This is a genomic window from Vibrio hepatarius, assembly GCF_043642085.1.
GTDB lineage: Bacteria > Pseudomonadota > Gammaproteobacteria > Enterobacterales > Vibrionaceae > Vibrio > Vibrio hepatarius_C.
Map to the genome: position 1 here is coordinate 103,655 of NZ_JBHZSA010000008.1, position 17,210 is coordinate 120,864.

13 protein-coding genes are annotated in these 17,210 nt (G+C 45.9%); 5 read left to right on the top strand and 8 right to left on the bottom strand.

Annotated elements, in window-relative coordinates; translation table 11 throughout:
* Positions 1 to 138 precede the first annotated feature (138 nt).
* From lpdA to xerD, 7 genes are all read right to left on the bottom strand, one after another.
* The gene (lpdA, locus tag ACHUFZ_RS15675) at positions 139 to 1,569 is read right to left on the bottom strand and encodes a dihydrolipoyl dehydrogenase (RefSeq protein ID WP_134836053.1); all 1,431 of its coding nucleotides are present in this window, start codon (positions 1,567 to 1,569) and stop codon (positions 139 to 141) included.
* 242 nt (positions 1,570 to 1,811) lie between these two features.
* Positions 1,812 to 3,725: a pyruvate dehydrogenase complex dihydrolipoyllysine-residue acetyltransferase gene (gene aceF, locus ACHUFZ_RS15680; RefSeq protein WP_394127878.1), complete on the bottom strand. Its 1,914-nt coding sequence runs from the start codon at positions 3,723 to 3,725 to the stop codon at positions 1,812 to 1,814.
* 30 nt (positions 3,726 to 3,755) lie between these two features.
* Positions 3,756 to 6,419 (bottom strand): pyruvate dehydrogenase (acetyl-transferring), homodimeric type, encoded by a 2,664-nt coding sequence (aceE, locus tag ACHUFZ_RS15685; RefSeq protein WP_394127879.1) that lies wholly within the window; start codon positions 6,417 to 6,419, stop codon positions 3,756 to 3,758.
* A 48-nt stretch (positions 6,420 to 6,467) separates the two neighbouring features.
* Positions 6,468 to 7,235, bottom strand: a complete 768-nt coding sequence (gene pdhR / locus ACHUFZ_RS15690; protein WP_394127880.1) for a pyruvate dehydrogenase complex transcriptional repressor PdhR — start codon at positions 7,233 to 7,235, stop codon at positions 6,468 to 6,470.
* A 475-nt stretch (positions 7,236 to 7,710) separates the two neighbouring features.
* A complete protein-coding gene (recJ, locus tag ACHUFZ_RS15695) occupies positions 7,711 to 9,444 on the bottom strand; it encodes a single-stranded-DNA-specific exonuclease RecJ (RefSeq protein WP_394127881.1) in 1,734 nt (577 codons plus the stop codon).
* 39 nt (positions 9,445 to 9,483) lie between these two features.
* Complete coding sequence (locus tag ACHUFZ_RS15700; protein WP_394127882.1) at positions 9,484 to 10,230, bottom strand: thioredoxin fold domain-containing protein; 747 nt, start codon at positions 10,228 to 10,230, stop codon at positions 9,484 to 9,486.
* Between the two features lie 39 nt (positions 10,231 to 10,269).
* Positions 10,270 to 11,166 carry a site-specific tyrosine recombinase XerD gene (xerD, locus tag ACHUFZ_RS15705; RefSeq protein WP_394127949.1) on the bottom strand — a complete coding sequence of 299 codons (897 nt, stop codon included), beginning with the start codon at positions 11,164 to 11,166 and terminating at the stop codon, positions 10,270 to 10,272.
* A gap of 164 nt (positions 11,167 to 11,330) precedes the next feature.
* Here xerD and fldB point away from each other — a divergent pair, with 164 nt between their 5' ends.
* The gene (gene fldB / locus ACHUFZ_RS15710; RefSeq protein WP_394127883.1) at positions 11,331 to 11,852 is read left to right on the top strand and encodes a flavodoxin FldB; all 522 of its coding nucleotides are present in this window, start codon (positions 11,331 to 11,333) and stop codon (positions 11,850 to 11,852) included.
* Between the two features lie 149 nt (positions 11,853 to 12,001).
* On the opposite strand, the gene ampD is transcribed toward fldB, so the two are convergent.
* Positions 12,002 to 12,547: a 1,6-anhydro-N-acetylmuramyl-L-alanine amidase AmpD gene (gene ampD / locus ACHUFZ_RS15715; protein ID WP_394127884.1), complete on the bottom strand. Its 546-nt coding sequence runs from the start codon at positions 12,545 to 12,547 to the stop codon at positions 12,002 to 12,004.
* A 132-nt stretch (positions 12,548 to 12,679) separates the two neighbouring features.
* Between ampD and nadC the strand changes: the two genes are divergently transcribed.
* The 4 genes from nadC to ACHUFZ_RS15735 all read left to right on the top strand — a co-directional run bounded on the left by nadC (position 12,680) and on the right by ACHUFZ_RS15735 (position 17,183).
* Complete coding sequence (gene nadC, locus ACHUFZ_RS15720) at positions 12,680 to 13,567, top strand: carboxylating nicotinate-nucleotide diphosphorylase (protein ID WP_394127885.1); 888 nt, start codon at positions 12,680 to 12,682, stop codon at positions 13,565 to 13,567.
* A 249-nt stretch (positions 13,568 to 13,816) separates the two neighbouring features.
* Complete coding sequence (locus ACHUFZ_RS15725; RefSeq protein ID WP_394127886.1) at positions 13,817 to 14,242, top strand: type IV pilin protein; 426 nt, start codon at positions 13,817 to 13,819, stop codon at positions 14,240 to 14,242.
* A 10-nt stretch (positions 14,243 to 14,252) separates the two neighbouring features.
* Complete coding sequence (gene pilB / locus ACHUFZ_RS15730) at positions 14,253 to 15,944, top strand: type IV-A pilus assembly ATPase PilB (RefSeq protein WP_394127887.1); 1,692 nt, start codon at positions 14,253 to 14,255, stop codon at positions 15,942 to 15,944.
* A gap of 12 nt (positions 15,945 to 15,956) precedes the next feature.
* Positions 15,957 to 17,183, top strand: a complete 1,227-nt coding sequence (locus tag ACHUFZ_RS15735; protein ID WP_394127888.1) for a type II secretion system F family protein — start codon at positions 15,957 to 15,959, stop codon at positions 17,181 to 17,183.
* Positions 17,184 to 17,210 lie beyond the last annotated feature (27 nt).

Here is a 17,210-nt window from a genome sequence, read left to right on the forward strand (position 1 = left end):
TACTACGTCGGCTTTTTTTGTTAGCTGGTACAAATGACTCTACAGTTCAGTCACAGATCCTACTAACAACAAAAAAGCCGCTGAATAATCAGCGGCTTTTACTATTCAGTCTTTAAGACTTTTGCTCTTCAAGAGGAATTACTTCTTCTTTTTCACAGCTTTCTTGTTCGGAAGGTCAGTGATTGAGCCTTCAAATACTTCAGCAGCTAGACCCACTGACTCATGTAGAGTTGGGTGAGCGTGGATAGTTAGCGCGATATCTTCAGCGTCACAACCCATCTCGATTGCTAGACCGATTTCACCTAGCAGTTCGCCACCGTTAGTACCAACGATTGCACCACCAATTACGCGGTGAGTATCTTTGTCGAAGATCATCTTCGTCATACCATCAGCACAGTCAGATGCAATTGCACGACCTGAAGCAGCCCATGGGAAAGTCGCAACTTCGTAGTTGATGCCTTCAGCTTTCGCTTCTTTCTCAGTCTTACCAACCCATGCCACTTCTGGCTCAGTGTAGGCAATTGAAGGAATTACTTTAGGGTCGAAGTAGTGCTTCTTACCAGAGATAACTTCCGCTGCAACGTGGCCTTCATGCACACCTTTGTGAGCAAGCATTGGTTGACCAACTACGTCACCGATCGCGTGGATGTGAGGAACGTTTGTACGCATCTGCTTATCAACGTTGATGAAGCCACGCTCATCAACTTCGATACCCGCTTTTTCAGCGTCGATAAGTGCACCGTTTGGTACACGACCGATAGCAACAAGAACAGCATCGTAGCGCTCAGCTTCAGCTGGTGCTTTCTTGCCTTCCATTGAAACGTAGATACCGTCTTCTTTCGCTTCAACTGCTGTAACTTTCGTCTCAAGCATTAACTTGAATTTGTCTTTAATACGCTTTGTGAAGACTTTAACGATGTCTTTATCCGCCGCAGGAATAACCTGGTCGAACATTTCAACAACTTCAACTTTAGAACCTAGAGAGTGGTAAACCGTACCCATTTCTAGACCGATGATACCACCACCCATGATAAGCAGTTTTTCTGGTACTTCTTTCAGTTCTAGCGCATCAGTTGAATCCCAAATACGTGGGTCTTCATGTGGGATGAACGGCAGTTTGATTGGGCGAGAACCCGCAGCAACGATAGCGTTGTCGAAGTTAACAACTGTCGGCTCACCTTCGCCTTCTACAAGGATAGAGTTAGGGCCAGTGAATTTACCGTAACCGTTAACAACAGTAACGTTACGCATCTTAGCCATACCACCAAGACCGCCAGTCAGTTGGTTTACAACTTTCTCTTTCCAGATACGGATCTTGTTGATGTCAGTTTGTGGTTCGCCAAACACGACTCCGTGGTCAGCCATAGCTTTTGCTTCTTCGATTACTTTAGAAACGTGAAGAAGTGCTTTTGATGGAATACAACCAACGTTTAGACATACACCACCAAGAGTGCTGTAACGTTCAACTAGTACTGTTTCTAGACCTAAGTCTGCACAACGGAATGCAGCTGAGTAACCAGCAGGACCAGAACCAAGTACAACAACTTGGGCTTTAATTTCTTTGCTCATTGTGACCTCTTGTAGTCATTATCCCTAACAGGCTGAGTAGATGTTCTTAAATTATTAGGCTTTCAAACGGTCAACATTTTACAGAGTTGTTAACAGTGTGAAAGTAGCTTTAAGTTAGCCTGTGAGCTAGACAACAATTCACCTTTCAGTTTCTGAAAGAGGATTGAAAATGCTGTCTAAAATTGTTCTTTGTATAAAGAATTAAGGTGACTCGAAAGTCACCTTAATTGCTACTTTCTAAATTACAGTACTAAACGACGAATGTCAGATAGTGCGCCATTTAGGAAAGTGATAAAGCGTGCACCTTCAGCACCATCGATCACACGGTGGTCGTATGATAGAGACAGTGGAAGTTGTAGGCGTGGTTCGAATTCTTTACCGTTCCACACTGGCTTCATTTCAGACTTAGATACACCTAGGATACCTACTTCTGGAGCGTTTACGATTGGCGTAAATGCTGTACCGCCGATACCACCAAGGCTAGAGATTGTGAAACAACCGCCTTGCATATCGCCAGCTGTTAGCTTACCAGCACGTGCTTTCTTAGAAATCGCCATTAGCTCTTCAGATAGCTCGTAAATGCCTTTCTTGTTCACATCTTTGAATACAGGAACAACTAGACCATTTGGTGTATCAACAGCGATACCCACGTTTACATACTTCTTAAGAATGATGCTTTCGCCATCTTCAGAAAGAGAAGAGTTAAACGCTGGGAATGCTTCTAGCGCTTTAGCAACAGCTTTCATGATGAACACAAGTGGAGTGATCTTCATGCCAGTGTCTTTCTTCGCTTCGATTGCGTTCTGTTCTTTACGGAATGCTTCTAGCTCAGTGATGTCTGCGTTATCCCACTGTGTAACGTGAGGGATCATTACCCAGTTACGGTGTAGGTTAGCACCTGAGATCTTCTTGATCTTAGAAAGTTTCTGAACTTCAGTTTCGCCGAACTTGCTGAAGTCAACTTTTGGCCATGGTAGTAGACCAAGAGCAGAACCGTCGCCGCCTTTGCCAGATGCTGCTGCACCAGACTCTAGACGCTTAAGTGCGTCTTTAACGTAAGACTGAACGTCTTCTTTAAGGATACGGCTCTTACGACCAGTACCTTTAACCTTAGAAAGGTTAACGCCAAACTCACGAGCAAGACGACGAACAACTGGAGACGCGTGCGCGTAATCGTTATTTTCTTCGAAACCAGAGCCTTGGAAATCGCCAGTCGCTGCTGGAGCTGCTGCCGCTGGAGCTTCAGCTTTAGGAGCTGGTGCCGCCGCGGGAGCTGCTGCTTGTGCAGGTGCTGCAACAGGTGCCGGAGCTGCACCTGCTACCTCAAATACCATGATTAGAGAACCAGTCGTTACTTTGTCGCCTTCAGCAATCTTGATCTCTTTCACTGTACCTGCGAATGGAGCTGGTACTTCCATTGAAGCTTTGTCGCCTTCAACAGTGATTAGAGATTGCTCTTCTTCCACTGTATCGCCAACTTTAACCATGATCTCAGTAACTTCTACTTCGTCACCGCCGATATCTGGAACATTTACTTCTTTGTCAGCTGCTGCCGCTGGAGCCGCCGCAGGTGCTGCTGGAGCTTCTACTGCTGCAGGAGCCGCTGCTGCGCCTGAACCTGCAACTTCGAATACCATGATTAGAGAACCAGTTGTTACTTTATCGCCAGCCGCAACTTTGATCTCTTTTAGCGTACCAGCGAATGGTGCTGGAACTTCCATAGACGCTTTATCGCCTTCAACAGTAAGAAGAGACTGTTCTTCTTCAATGCTGTCACCGATTGCAACCATGATTTCAGTAACTTCTACTTCGTCGCCACCGATATCTGGAACGTGAACTTCTTTAAGCTCTGCCGCTGCTGCTGGAGCTGGAGCCGCTGCTGGAGCCGCTTCTGCCGCAGGAGCAGATGCAGCGTCAGCTGCACCTTCGGCTTCGAAAATCATGATTAGAGAACCAGTAGAAACTGAATCGCCTTCAGCTACTTTGATTTCTTTAACAATACCTGCTTGAGACGCTGGAACTTCCATAGAAGCTTTGTCGCCTTCAACAGTGATCAGAGACTGCTCTTCTTCAACCTTGTCGCCAACGCTTACAAGAATCTCAGTAACTTCAACCTCATCCGCACCGATGTCAGGTACATTAATTTCGATTGCCATTGCTTATTTACCTTCTAGTTAAGCGCTGTATTAAGCGTATTGTGGGTTTGTTTTTTCTGTGTCGATATCGAACTTAGCAATTGCCTCAGCAACTACAGACTTCTCAATATCACCACGTTTAACTAGCTCAGTCAGTGCTGCAACTACTACATAACCTGCATTCACTTCGAAGTGACGACGTAGGTTTGCACGGCTGTCTGAACGACCGAAGCCGTCAGTACCGAGTACTTTATAAGACTCAGTAGGCATGTAAGCACGTACTTGCTCAGCGTAGTTCTTCATGTAGTCGGTCGCCGCGATTGCTGGCTCTTTACCTAGTACAGTTGTGATGTAAGGTACTTTCGCTTCTGCTTCTGGGTGAAGCATGTTGTAACGCTCTGCGTCTTGACCGTCACGAGTAAGCTCGTTGAACGATGTTACAGAGAATACGTCAGATGCGATGCCGTACTCTTCGCTTAGGATAGTCGCTGCTTTACGTACTTCGTTCATGATAGTACCAGAGCTCATTAGCTGAACTTTGCCCTTAGCACCTTCGTGAGACTCAAGCTTGTAGATACCCTTACGGATGCCTTCTTCAGCGCCTTCTGGCATTGCTGGCATTGCGTAGTTTTCATTCATTACTGTTAGGTAGTAGTAAATGTTTTCTTGCTCAGGACCGTACATACGACGGATACCGTCTTGCATGATTACTGCTAGCTCGTAAGCGAATGTTGGGTCGTAAGAGATACAGTTAGGGATAGTGTTCGCTTGAATGTGCGAGTGACCATCTTCGTGCTGTAGACCTTCACCGTTAAGTGTTGTACGACCTGCAGTAGCGCCTAGTAGGAAGCCGCGAGCTTGTTGGTCACCTGCTAGCCATGCCATGTCACCAATACGTTGGAAACCGAACATTGAGTAGTAGATGTAGAACGGAATCATAGGCAGATCGTTTGTGCTGTAAGAAGTAGCAGCAGCAACCCAAGATGCCATTGAACCTAGTTCGTTGATACCTTCTTGAAGAACTTGGCCAGATGTTGCTTCTTTGTAGTAAGAAACGATACCTTTATCTTCAGGTGTGTATTCTTGACCGTCTGGGTTGTAGATACCCACTTGACGGAATAGACCTTCCATACCGAACGTACGAGCTTCATCACAGATGATAGGAACAATGTTCTTACCGATGTTCTTGTCTTTCAGTAGGATATTTAGCGTACGTACGTAAGCCATAGTCGTTGAGATATCACGCTTCTGCTCACCTAGAAGTGGAGCAAATGCATCTAGCTCTGGTACTTTAAATTCTTGAGTGAATTTAGGTAGACGAGCTGGAGTGTAACCTTTTAGCGCGTTACGACGTGCGTGTAGGTATTCGTACTCAGCAGAGCCTTCTTCTAGTTTCAGGTACGGAAGCTCAGCCACTTTCTCATCAGAAAGAATGTCTTGTAGGCCTAGACGATCACGTAGGTATTGAACGTGAGTCATGTCCATCTTCTTAACACCGTGTGCGATGTTCTTACCTTCAGCCGCTTCACCCATGCCGTAACCTTTAACAGTCTTAGCTAGGATTACTGTTGGCTTACCACCAGTCTCTTTTGCATTGTTGAATGCAGCGAACAGTTTAGAAGAATCATGACCACCACGCTTCAGTTCGAAGATTTGGTCATCAGTCATGTCTGCAACGAGTGCAGCTGTCTCTGGGTACTTACCAAAGAAGTGCTCACGTACGTATGCGCCATCTTTAGATTTGAATGTTTGGTAGTCGCCATCGATCGTTTCGTTCATAAGCTGTAGTAGCTTACCAGTCGTATCTTTAGCTAGTAGAGCATCCCAGTTGTTACCCCAGATAACTTTAACTACGTTCCAACCTGCACCTTTGAACAGACCTTCAAGTTCTTGAATGATCTTACCGTTACCCATTACAGGGCCATCTAGACGCTGAAGGTTACAGTTGATTAGGAAACATAGGTTGTCTAGCTTCTCACGCGCAGCGAAAGAGATAGCACCACGTGATTCTGGCTCATCCATCTCACCGTCGCCTAGGAAAGCGTATACACGTTGAGCTGAAGTATCTTTCAGGCCACGACCATTTAGATACTTAAGGAAGCGTGCTTGGTAGATCGCAGAGATTGGGCCAAGACCCATAGATACTGTCGGGAACTGCCAGAACTCAGGCATTAGTTTAGGGTGCGGGTATGATGGGATACCTTTACCGTCTACTTCTTGACGGAAGTTATCTAGCTGCTCTTCAGTTAGACGACCTTCAACGAATGCACGTGAGTAGATACCTGGTGAGATGTGACCTTGGTAATAAACTAGATCGCCACCGTCCGTCTCATTTGGAGCGCGGAAGAAGTGGTTGAAACATACTTCATAGAATGCAGCCGCTGACTGGTAAGAAGCCATGTGACCACCTAGGTCTAGGTCTTTCTTAGATGCACGCAATACGATCATGATTGCGTTCCAGCGAATGATTGAGCGAATACGACGTTCAAGAGTCACATCACCAGGGTATGCTGGCTCTTGTGCTGCTGGAATCGTGTTGATGTAGTTAGTGTTGATACCAGTTGGCATATCAACGCCGTCTAGACGTGCTTTTTCTAGAACGGTTTCTAGTAGAAACTGTGCACGTTCTACACCTTCTTCACGTACTACTGACTCTAGGGCTTCTAGCCAATCTTGAGTTTCCAGTGCGTCTACGTCATGCTTCATGTCAGACATGGCGATCTATCCTTCTGTTGGTTGGATCTAGTTATTTACGCAACGACCTTAAGAGTCGTTACCTTGTTGAATTCGACGCAAAGAACGCTCTCTGCGCGACTCTTCACGAGTCAAATCCAACAATGTTTCTTCGATATAAGCTAAGTGTGAGTGACACATTTCACGCGCCTGTTCAGGCTGACCAGAAACAATCGCATCCACAATATTAGCTCGATGTTTACTTACTTTTTCGACCACTTCATCGCGGCGATGTAAGAGCTTTAAATTCTGTAAGACATTTTGCTCAAGCAAAGGCGCTAGGCTACGAACAATATGTAGAAGCACCACGTTGTGAGCTGCTTCGGTTAAAGCAATCAGAAACTGCATAACTGCAGCCGCTTCTGCTTCGACATTCTTCTTAGTCTGCTCTTCGCTGATATTCTTCAGGCAAGCCTGAATACGCTCAAAGTCTTCGTCGGTACCACGAACCGCTGCAAAATAAGCGGAAATACCTTCCATCGCATGACGCGTTTCTAGTAAATCCAGCTGTGTCTCAGAGTGGCTAGACAATAAATTTAGCAGAGGATCTGAAAAGCTGGTCCAGATGTTCTCGCTAACGAATGTGCCACCACCCTGACGACGAGTAAGAAGACGTTTAGCTTCAAGGCGTTGAATTGCCTCACGGATTGATGGACGGGACACATCGAACTGCTTTGCCAGCTCACGCTCTGGCGGCAACTGCTGCCCCGGAGACAATGTTCCTTCCACAATCAGCCTTTCTAATTCTTGTTCAATAACATCAGAAAGTTTTGGCTGACGAATCCTTTGATAAGCCATAGTTATTGTTCTTCTACTCTTTGCAGGTAATTGGTAATACCAATTTTAAGTTGGCAGGAAAATTAACATAATTAAAACGCAAGTTCCAGTCAAAAATTGACCCAAATCATAGAACGAGTGACGTATAAACACTTTGATAACAATAGTCGATTAAAACAGCAATCAAATTGGTCTGACCAATTACAAAATATAAACAGATGGGGAAAAATCGTGCCAGCCATCACAGTTTGATTGGTAAGTTTTAAATAAATATGAAAGGTTATTAGGGAATGAGAAGAAAAGTTCGAGGGGATAGATGATTTACAAGAGTAAAACTTTGAAACAACTGTCATCCTCAAGAGTGAGGCACGAACTTAAAGCGAGTAGGACACCTTTTGAGATTCCCTACTCGCTCCTTCGTCACTCTATGGAAGGACTACTTATGTATCAAGTCATAATAAAGTGACTAATTTTAGGCACGAGGCATTTGTATCGACTAGCTAGCCTCAATATGATCAATCATCAATTGCAGTGACTGATTACCACGGAACTCGTTGATATCCAGCTTATAAGCGAGTCGAACGGTTTTCGCTGACGCATCTGGCCAGCGGCGTAGATCTACATTAAACGCAATACCATCAATCATGATATTGGTCGGGTGACCTTTATGCAGCGGCTCAAGCATCAGCTTTAAATGTTTTTCACCGACCAGCTTCTGATGCAATACTTTAAATTCACCATCAAACATCGGCTCAGGGAAAGCTTGTCCCCAAGGCCCACCAGCCCGTAGCATTTCAGCGGTATGCATCGAGAACTCTTCTGGCGTTAGCTCACCATCGGATAAAATCACACCTTTCAGTGCCGCTTCATCTAAGTCCTGTTTTACCGCCTCATCAAACAGCTTAGAAAAACGCTCAAAGTTGCTTTCCATGATCGTCAAACCCGCTGCCATCGCGTGGCCACCAAACTTAACAATCAAACCTGGGTTTTGGGTATCAATGCGATCCAGTACATCGCGCATGTGCAGGCCAGGAATAGAGCGACATGAGCCCTTGATACTACCTTCTCCGCCATCGGCAAATGCGATCACTGGACGATGAAATTTCTCTTTAATACGCGAAGCTAAAATGCCGATAACGCCTTGGTGCCAATCACGCTGAAACATAACCAAACCATGAGGCATGTTCTCACCAAATTGAAGACGCTCACAAATGGCCATCGCTTCTTGCTTCATGCCCTCTTCAATTTCTTTACGAGTTTGGTTAAGGCCATCTAACTCACTGGCCATACGGCGCGCAGCATGAATGTTATTACTCAACAGCAACTCAACACCAAATGACATGTCATCCAGTCGACCTGCAGCATTGATGCGCGGTCCTAGCGCAAAACCAAAGTCAGAAGCGACTAGCCTTTTCGCGTCACGTTTCGCCACTTCAATCAGCGCTTGAATACCCGGGCGCGCTTTACCTGCTCGAATACGTTGCAGCCCTTGATGAACCAAAATACGATTATTTTCATCAAGCGGTACCACGTCTGCAACGGTGCCCAATGCAACTAGATCAATCAGCTCCATCAGCTTAGGTTCAGCCATACCTTGCTGAGTAAACCATCCAGTTTTGCGCATATGAACACACAGCGCCATCATTAGATAGAAAGCGACACCGACTCCCGCCAGTGCTTTTGATGGAAACGCGCATTCTTGTAGGTTTGGGTTAACCATGGCATCGACGTTGGGTAGCTCATGTCCTGGCAAGTGGTGATCAGTTACCAGTACTTGTAATCCCTTCTCTTTGGCGTAGCGAACACCATCTATTGAAGAGACACCATTATCCACCGTCATAATAACTTGCGCGCCAAGTTCAATCGCTTGGTCGACAACCTCAGGACTTAACCCATAGCCATCTTCAAATCGATTTGGCACCAGATAATCAACATTACTCGACCCTAACATGCGCAGGGCTAGTACCGACAGCGCCGAGCTCGTGGCTCCATCTGCATCAAAGTCTCCAACCACAATAATACGCTTGTTGTCTTTGATAGCATTGAAGAGCAGCTCAACAGCCAGCTCGATACCATGGAGCTTTTGGTAAGAGTGCAGTGAACGTGCGGTGGTTTCTAACTGCTCAAGACTATGGATACCACGCGAGATGTAAATGCGCTTAAGCAAAGCAGGTATCGTATCTGGAAGTAAGTTTAGATCGATCTCGGGTCTACGTTGGATTTCTATCATAAAAAATATTAGAGCCTCGTGAAGAGGCTCTTTTGCTGATTATTTAATTTGCTCTAGGCGCTTAATAAGTTGCGCTGGCGGTAAATAACCACCAACCATTTCGCCATTCGGTAGGAAGATAGCAGGCGTACCGCTAATACCTAGCTCACGACCTAGCGTGTAATGCTGCTTGATCATCTCTTGGTACTTAGCAAAGTCTTTGCCTTGCTCTGGGATCTCACGCTTTACCTTACCGTTGTGCATCGCGGTATGCGGATCTTCTGCACCCCAAATTGCAGCCATCTGGTCTGCAACGTCACCCGTCGCACCTTGGCGTGGGTAAGCCATGTAACGAACAGTGATACCTAAATCGTTATAGCCTTTCATTTGACTATGCAGACGAACACAGTAACCACAAGTAATATCGGTAAAGACAGTCACAACGTACTTTTCGTCGTCTGCTTTAAACTCGATCATGCTGTCTTTAAACGCTTCAATTTTGGCGGCATTGATTGGTGCTTGGCGTTTCGCCAATACGTCTTCATATTGTCCGTTTTCATCTAACTTATACAGAGTACCTGCTAAGAAGTAATCTCCGTTTGGAGAGGCAAACAAGATGCCGCCGCTGGTCTGAACTTCTACCAATCCATCAATATCAGCAGGGACAACTTCTTTCACTTCAAGACCGAGTTTTGAAAATTGCTCTTCTAGCTGGCCTTTATCAAATTTTACTTCGTTTGCTGACACGCTCTGCGCCGCCAACAATAATGGCAACGTAAGTAGAGTCATTCGGCGTAATACGCTCATTCAATTCACCTTAAATCAATTTAAGCTTAACTTTGTCCGTTAGGCTCTCGGATGATGTTCACTATGTAGCTGTTTTAATCTCTCTGTCGCTACATGAGTATAAATTTGTGTGGTAGACAAGTCACTATGACCTAACAACATTTGCACAACACGTAAATCTGCACCGTAGTTGAGTAAATGGGTCGCAAACGCATGGCGTAACACGTGTGGTGATAACTGTTCAGTATCAATCCCCGCAATTACCGCGTAATGCTTAATACGATGCCAAAAGGTCTGTCTGGTCATTTGTCGTGCTCGTTTACTCGGAAAAACCACGTCAGATGTAGTTTCCCCAAGTAACTCAGACCGCCCTTGTTGCAAAAAAGTTTCAATCCAATCGACAGCATTTTCGCCCATTGGAACCAAGCGCTCTTTACCACCTTTACCCGTTACCCGTACAACCCCTTGACGCAAGCTGACATTTTCCATCGTCAAGCTAACAAGCTCGGTCACACGTAGACCAGTGGCGTACAGCAGTTCCAACATCGCTTTGTCGCGCAGTTCCATCGCATCATTAGGATCGGGCGCATCAAGCAGCGCATCAACTTGCTCTTCACTAAGATCTTTAGGCAATCTTTTAGGCAGTTTCGGACTGACCAGTAACGCACTCGGATCATCGCCACGTACCTTCTCACGGTGAAGGTATTGAAACAGACGACGAATGGCTGAGAGCATTCTTGCACGAGAGGTTTGCTTATAGCCCTCATCCACCAGCCAGGCTTGGTACTCTTGCAATCCCGATAGACTGATAAAATCCAACTTATAGTTATTTATCGACATCCAGCGTAGCAGTTTGACTAAGTCGGTACGATAGGAAGCGAGCGTATTTTCGGATAATCCGCGCTCCATCCACATCGCATCAAGAAACTGTTCCACAATGCCTTGATCGGGTGACATTTGTTCTGACACAGCACACCTCTAATTTTCGTTATGCGCTCAAATGTAAGTGCCCGACACAAATAAAGCTATAAAAAATCACACCAGAGACCGATATTCGCTGCAAAGCTCGCCAATTTGTGGTTAGAATTCACCATCAGTTTTTCACAATAATAAAGAATACTATGAAAATCGCTCTATTTTACGGCTCTACCACATGCTACACAGAAATGGCGGCAGAGAAGATCCGCGATATCATTGGTGCAGATATTGTTGATATTCATAATGTTAAAGAATCTCCTCTTTCTTTAATGGCGGAGTATGATTTTCTAATCTTAGGTATCTCGACGTGGGACTTTGGTGAAATCCAAGAAGACTGGAACGAATTATGGGATCAAATCGAGGGCGTAGCGCTCGCTGGCAAAACCGTCGCTCTGTTCGGCTTAGGCGATCAAGAAGGTTATGGCGAATGGTATCTCGATGCGATGGGGCTCCTGCACGACGAGATTAAAAAGACCGGTGCCAATATCGTCGGTTACTGGCCAAATGACGACAGTTATGAGTTTGAAGCGTCGAAAGCCTTGACTGAAAATGACACTAAGTTTGTCGGTCTTGCTCTAGATGAAGACTCACAATATGAACTCAGCGATGAGCGTATCGCAACTTGGGTGGAGCAGATTCTGGTTGAGTACCAAGAGTCGCTTTAGAAGCAAAAATATTTATAGTAAACATCGTCTTTCCCGAGAGGAAGGAACGACCGAGTTGGGAATCTCTTAAAGCAACAGAAAAACTCAAGAGATTCCTTACTCACTCATTCTTCGTTCTAAGGAATGACAACTCCACGGCCTAAACGGCCCTAGCAACACAACCCACTTCTAAACCTCACCCAATCAAACACCAAACCCGGATCGGTTTTACGCAATGGCGCAATATATTGGTGGCCGGTAATTCTCGGCAAAGTAATCAGCGGAAATTGACTCTGTATCTGCTTGGTAAGCTCAGTCAGCGCAGCGTATTGCTCATCGGTATAGGCGACAAAATCGCTCCCTTCTAGCTCAATGCCAATCGAATAATCATTACACTTCTCTCGGCCAGAAAAACTAGAAGCGCCGGCATGCCATGCGCGGGCAATAAAAGGCACAAATTGCACTACCTCACCATCACGTCGAATCAAGCAATGTGCCGATACGCCCATTTGGTGAATAACTTTAAAAAATGGATGCTCATTAGGATCCAAATTTCCGGTGAAGAACTGTTCGATATAAGGACCACCAAATTGGCCCGGTGGCAGGCTAATATTGTGCACCACTAGCAGTGAGATATCCGCCTCATCGCTTCTTTGATCATAAAACGGCGAAGGGACATGTCTGGCTTCACTGTACCAGCCTTGGTTATCAATCATTTTTCAGCTCTTTCTATCCTAATCAATGGTGATTTTATCCCTTTGGCCATGAAATGCGAGATTAATGGCTGAATTTCACGCTGAGTCATCGTATCATGCCCACCACTTGTTCAACTGCGTATTAGATTTGCGATGAAAAACACACATAACAGCCAAGAACGCCTCGAATATTTGAAACAGCAACTGCCTTTAGAAATTGCTCGCACTGTTGCCGAAACGATTAAAGAAGATCTAGGCGGAACTCTGGATCCTGCTGCAGATATTACCGCAAGTCTAATTCCTGCTGATGCTCACAATGAAGCAACACTGATCACTCGTGAACATGGTGTCTTTTGTGGTAAAGCTTGGGCGGATGAAGTGTTCAAACAGCTCGGCGGCGAAGTGACTATCAAGTGGAACGTCGAAGATGGCGATCGCGTTGAGCCGAACCAAGTACTTTGCACACTGTCAGGCCCTGCACGTGCCCTACTGACCGGTGAGCGCAATGCGATGAACGTTATCCAAACGCTGTCTGGCTGCGCAACGATTACTGCTCAATACGCTAAAGAGCTTGAAGGCACGGATTGTCGCCTGCTCGATACACGTAAAACCATTCCTGGCCTGCGCAGTGCATTAAAGTATGCAGTTGCATGTGGTGGTGGCTTTAACCATCGTATTGGCGTGTTTGATGCTTACCTAATTAAAGAAAACCACATCATCGCCAATGGCGGCATTGCTCAGACGATCAAAACAGCTAAAGAGCTGAACCCTGGCAAACCAGTGGAAGTTGAAACAGAAAGCCTTGCAGAGCTGCAAGAAGCGATTGAAGCAGGTGCCGATATCATTATGCTGGATAACTTCACCACCGATATGATGCGTGAAGCAGTCAAGATTAATGCAGGTCGCGCTGCACTAGAAAACTCAGGTAACGTGACTCTTGAGACACTACGTGAGTACGCTGAAACGGGTGTTGACTATATCTCAGTTGGCGCACTGACTAAGCACTTGAAAGCGATGGACCTTTCGATGCGCTTTAAGTAATACAACGCTAGTGAACAGCGCTGATGATTAAATCCCAAAGCAGAGACCATTGAGTCTCTGTTTTTGTATCAATGCCAAGCTCCTCTTCGATAAACTTTGCTCTCGCTCCAATGAATATGCAAAGTAAAATCAAATAACGTAGCAAGTTTTAACAATCGACTCGGAAAGCCCTAAGCCAGCGTTACCTTCACTGATATATAGTGATTATCCTCTCTCCCACTTTTCGCATTTCGTCCATGGAGAGAAATAATGCAAACTAAACAACGCAACCATCAGGCTGGCTTTACCCTAATTGAGCTGATGATTGTTGTGGCCATCATTGGCGTGCTGGCAACCATTGCTATCCCGGCTTATACCAACTACGTCAAAAAGTCTGAAGCGGCATCAGCTTTGGCGACGCTCAAATCTCTTATTACCCCCGCTGAGCTTTTCTACCAAGAAAATGGCACCGCCTCTGCTGCCACATTGACTCAGCTAGGTACAGCTAGTGGCGTCAATAAGTTAGGCACTCTCGCGTCAGAACTGGCGAGTTCAGGCTCTACGCCGACGCTTAAGTTTACCTTCGGCTCTGACAGCTCAATGACCAGCTCAGAAGTTCTCACCTACTCTCGCGATAGTGCGAGTGGATGGAGCTGTAGCGCCACCAGCACAGTTCCAACTTTAAGCGGATGTTAGAAAGCCAACGATGCTAACCAACCTTCCTTCTATCTTACGCCAAGCTCAACTCATCGACACGGCGCAGGAAGCCCAACTGGTTGAATACGTTAAAGCTTCAGGCGTATCGGTGCCTGAAGCTGTGCTTGAATTGCGCTTCATTGAACATCGCGAGCTCACCAAACAACTCTCCGTGATTTTTGGCCTACCAGAAACAAGGCTCAGTCAGTTTAACTACCAGACTTTGTGTAACAAACTTGGCTTAAGAGAGCTTATCAGCCGCTTTCAAGCCTTACCTATCACTCAAACTTCGCAGCTTTTAACTCTAGCCGTCGCCGACCCGACCAATTTGGAGATTGAAGATGAATTTCGCTTTGCGACGGGGTTACAAGTCGAATTGGTCTTAGCTGACATAAAACAACTACAAGGTACGATTCGCCAAGTATATGGTCAGGCGATTACTGGAGAGGCCTTAGGACATAATAAAGATCTCAATGAACAAGAGCTTGCCTCATTGGTCCAAGTCTCTGCAGATGAGCTATCAAACATTGAAGATCTGAGTACCGATGAAGCACCAATCAGCCGCTTCATCAATCAAGTCTTGCTTGATGCCGTGCGAAAGCGGGCGTCTGATGTTCATTTCGAACCCTATGAGCACCTTTACCGAATTCGGCTACGTTGCGATGGCATTTTGGTTGAAACTCAGCAACCTGCCCACCACCTTAATCGCCGCCTTGCTGCACGACTAAAAATACTCGCCAAGCTCGATATCGCCGAAAAACGCTTACCTCAAGATGGGCGAATTAAACTCAAGCTGAATTCAGAGACCTCGGTGGATATGCGAGTCTCGACCTTACCTACACAATGGGGAGAAAAAATTGTTCTGCGCATTTTAGACAGCAGCAGTGCAAGCCTCGACATCGATAATCTCGGCTATAACGCTCAGCAGCAAGCGCTGTACTTGTCCGCTTTAAGCAAGCCGCAGGGGATGATTTTAATGACTGGGCCGACAGGGAGTGGCAAAACCACCTCACTCTACACTGGGCTGAAAATTCTCAATACCAGCGAGGTGAATATTGCCACCGCCGAAGACCCAATAGAAATCAACCTAGCCGGAATCAACCAAGTACAAGTCCAGCCACAAATTGGTTTTGGCTTTGCACAGGCATTGCGTGCTTTTCTTCGTCAAGACCCAGATGTGGTGATGGTTGGCGAAATTCGCGACTTGGAAACCGCCGAAGTTGCCGTTAAAGCGGCTCAAACAGGCCATTTAGTGCTATCTACCCTGCATACCAATTCCGCCGCTGAGAGCGTGGTTAGAATGCGCAATATGGGCATTGAAGCATTTAATATCGCATCCTCATTGAGCTTAATCATTGCCCAGCGTCTGGCGAGAAAACTCTGCCGCCACTGCAAGCAGCCAACCACTCTGCCTCCCCCATTGGAACAACAGCTGAACCTTACTCCTGAGAGCGTGATTTATCAGGCCAATAAGCGAGGCTGCAGTGAATGCAACCAAGGCTACTCAGGACGGACAGGGATCTATGAAGTGATGGCGTTTAACCACTGCCTTGCACAAGCTATCAGTGAAGGTTTAACGGTAGAACAACTCGAGGCTCTCGCCAAACAGCAAGGTATGCAGACCTTAAAAGAGTCTGGTATTGAAAAACTTCTTGCGGGAATAACCAGCTATGACGAGTTGCAGCGAGTGCTCTACATTTAGCAGGGAATAAAAATGGCAAAGCGCTCACAAGCTCAATTAAAAAACTATCGTTGGAAAGGTACTCATCGCTCAGGCAAGCGAGTCTCCGGTCAACTGCTGGCGTTAAATGAAACCGAAGTGAGGGATAAGCTTAAGCAACAAAAGATAAGAATTAGAAGACTCAAGGCGAAGCGGATTTCCACCTTTACTCGTTTAGCTCAGCGAGTAACAAGCAAAGATGTCACGCTGTTAACTCGACAGCTTGCGACCATGCTCGCTACAGGGGTGCCAATCATCCATGCTCTAAAACTGGTGGCCGATAACCACCGTAAAGCGGAAATGAAATCGATACTGGCACACATTTCCAAAGCGGTTGAGTCAGGTACACCAGTATCAAAAGCAATGCACACAGCAAGTCGCCACTTTGACAGTTTATATGTTGATCTTGTCACAACGGGAGAACAAACCGGCAATCTTGCTGACGCCTTTGAGCGTATTGCCACTTATCGAGAAAAGTCAGAGCGGCTCAAAGCGAAAGTCATTAAGGCTTTAATTTACCCCGGTATGGTTGTCGTCACCGCACTAACGGTGTCCTACCTAATGCTTACTATAGTCATTCCTCAATTTGAATCGATGTTTAAAGGCTTTGGTGCGGACCTACCATGGTTTACCGAAAAAGTTCTGCAGCTCTCTTATTTCACTCAAACTTACGGCTCGAGCGTACTCTTAGCTCTAGGGGGCTTGGTCTTCATCATGAGTCAAATCAGTAAGCGCTCTTCTCACGCTCGTTTGGCCGCGAGTCGACTTGGACTAAAAATACCAATAATTGGCGCTGTCATGGGTAAGGCTTCGATCGCAAAGTTCAGCCGCACATTAGCAACTAGCTTAAACGCAGGTATCCCAATTCTTAGTTGCTTAACAAGCTCAGCCAAAACGGCAGACAGCACTTATTATCAACAGGCTATTGAGCGTATTTATGATGACACAGCAGCCGGAGTACCTATCTATATTGCTATGCGTAACGCAGACTGTTTTCCGGAGATGATCTTGCAGATGGTCATGATTGGCGAAGAATCTGGTCGCTTAGATGATATGCTCAACAAAGTAGCCGCGATCTATGAGTTTGAAGTGGAGAATACCGTCGATAACCTGAGCAAGGTGCTAGAACCTATGATTATTGTTTTTCTTGGCGTAGTCGTGGGCGGATTAGTGATCGCAATGTACCTACCTATCTTTAACTTAATGAGTGTCTTAGGATAATATACAAATCAACACTCTTTACTGGCG

Bases quoted from the DNA above. Each gene is read 5' to 3' on its own strand.
- lpdA (WP_134836053.1), bottom strand. From the start codon at position 1,569: ATGAGCAAAGAAATTAAAGCCCAAGTTGTTGTACTTGGTTCTGGTCCT.
- aceF (WP_394127878.1), bottom strand. From the start codon at position 3,725: ATGGCAATCGAAATTAATGTACCTGACATCGGTGCGGATGAGGTTGAA.
- aceE (WP_394127879.1), bottom strand. From the start codon at position 6,419: ATGTCTGACATGAAGCATGACGTAGACGCACTGGAAACTCAAGATTGG.
- pdhR (WP_394127880.1), bottom strand. From the start codon at position 7,235: ATGGCTTATCAAAGGATTCGTCAGCCAAAACTTTCTGATGTTATTGAA.
- recJ (WP_394127881.1), bottom strand. From the start codon at position 9,444: ATGATAGAAATCCAACGTAGACCCGAGATCGATCTAAACTTACTTCCA.
- ACHUFZ_RS15700 (WP_394127882.1), bottom strand. From the start codon at position 10,230: ATGAGCGTATTACGCCGAATGACTCTACTTACGTTGCCATTATTGTTG.
- xerD (WP_394127949.1), bottom strand. From the start codon at position 11,166: ATGTCACCCGATCAAGGCATTGTGGAACAGTTTCTTGATGCGATGTGG.
- fldB (WP_394127883.1), top strand. From the start codon at position 11,331: ATGAAAATCGCTCTATTTTACGGCTCTACCACATGCTACACAGAAATG.
- ampD (WP_394127884.1), bottom strand. From the start codon at position 12,547: ATGATTGATAACCAAGGCTGGTACAGTGAAGCCAGACATGTCCCTTCG.
- nadC (WP_394127885.1), top strand. From the start codon at position 12,680: ATGAAAAACACACATAACAGCCAAGAACGCCTCGAATATTTGAAACAG.
- ACHUFZ_RS15725 (WP_394127886.1), top strand. From the start codon at position 13,817: ATGCAAACTAAACAACGCAACCATCAGGCTGGCTTTACCCTAATTGAG.
- pilB (WP_394127887.1), top strand. From the start codon at position 14,253: ATGCTAACCAACCTTCCTTCTATCTTACGCCAAGCTCAACTCATCGAC.
- ACHUFZ_RS15735 (WP_394127888.1), top strand. From the start codon at position 15,957: ATGGCAAAGCGCTCACAAGCTCAATTAAAAAACTATCGTTGGAAAGGT.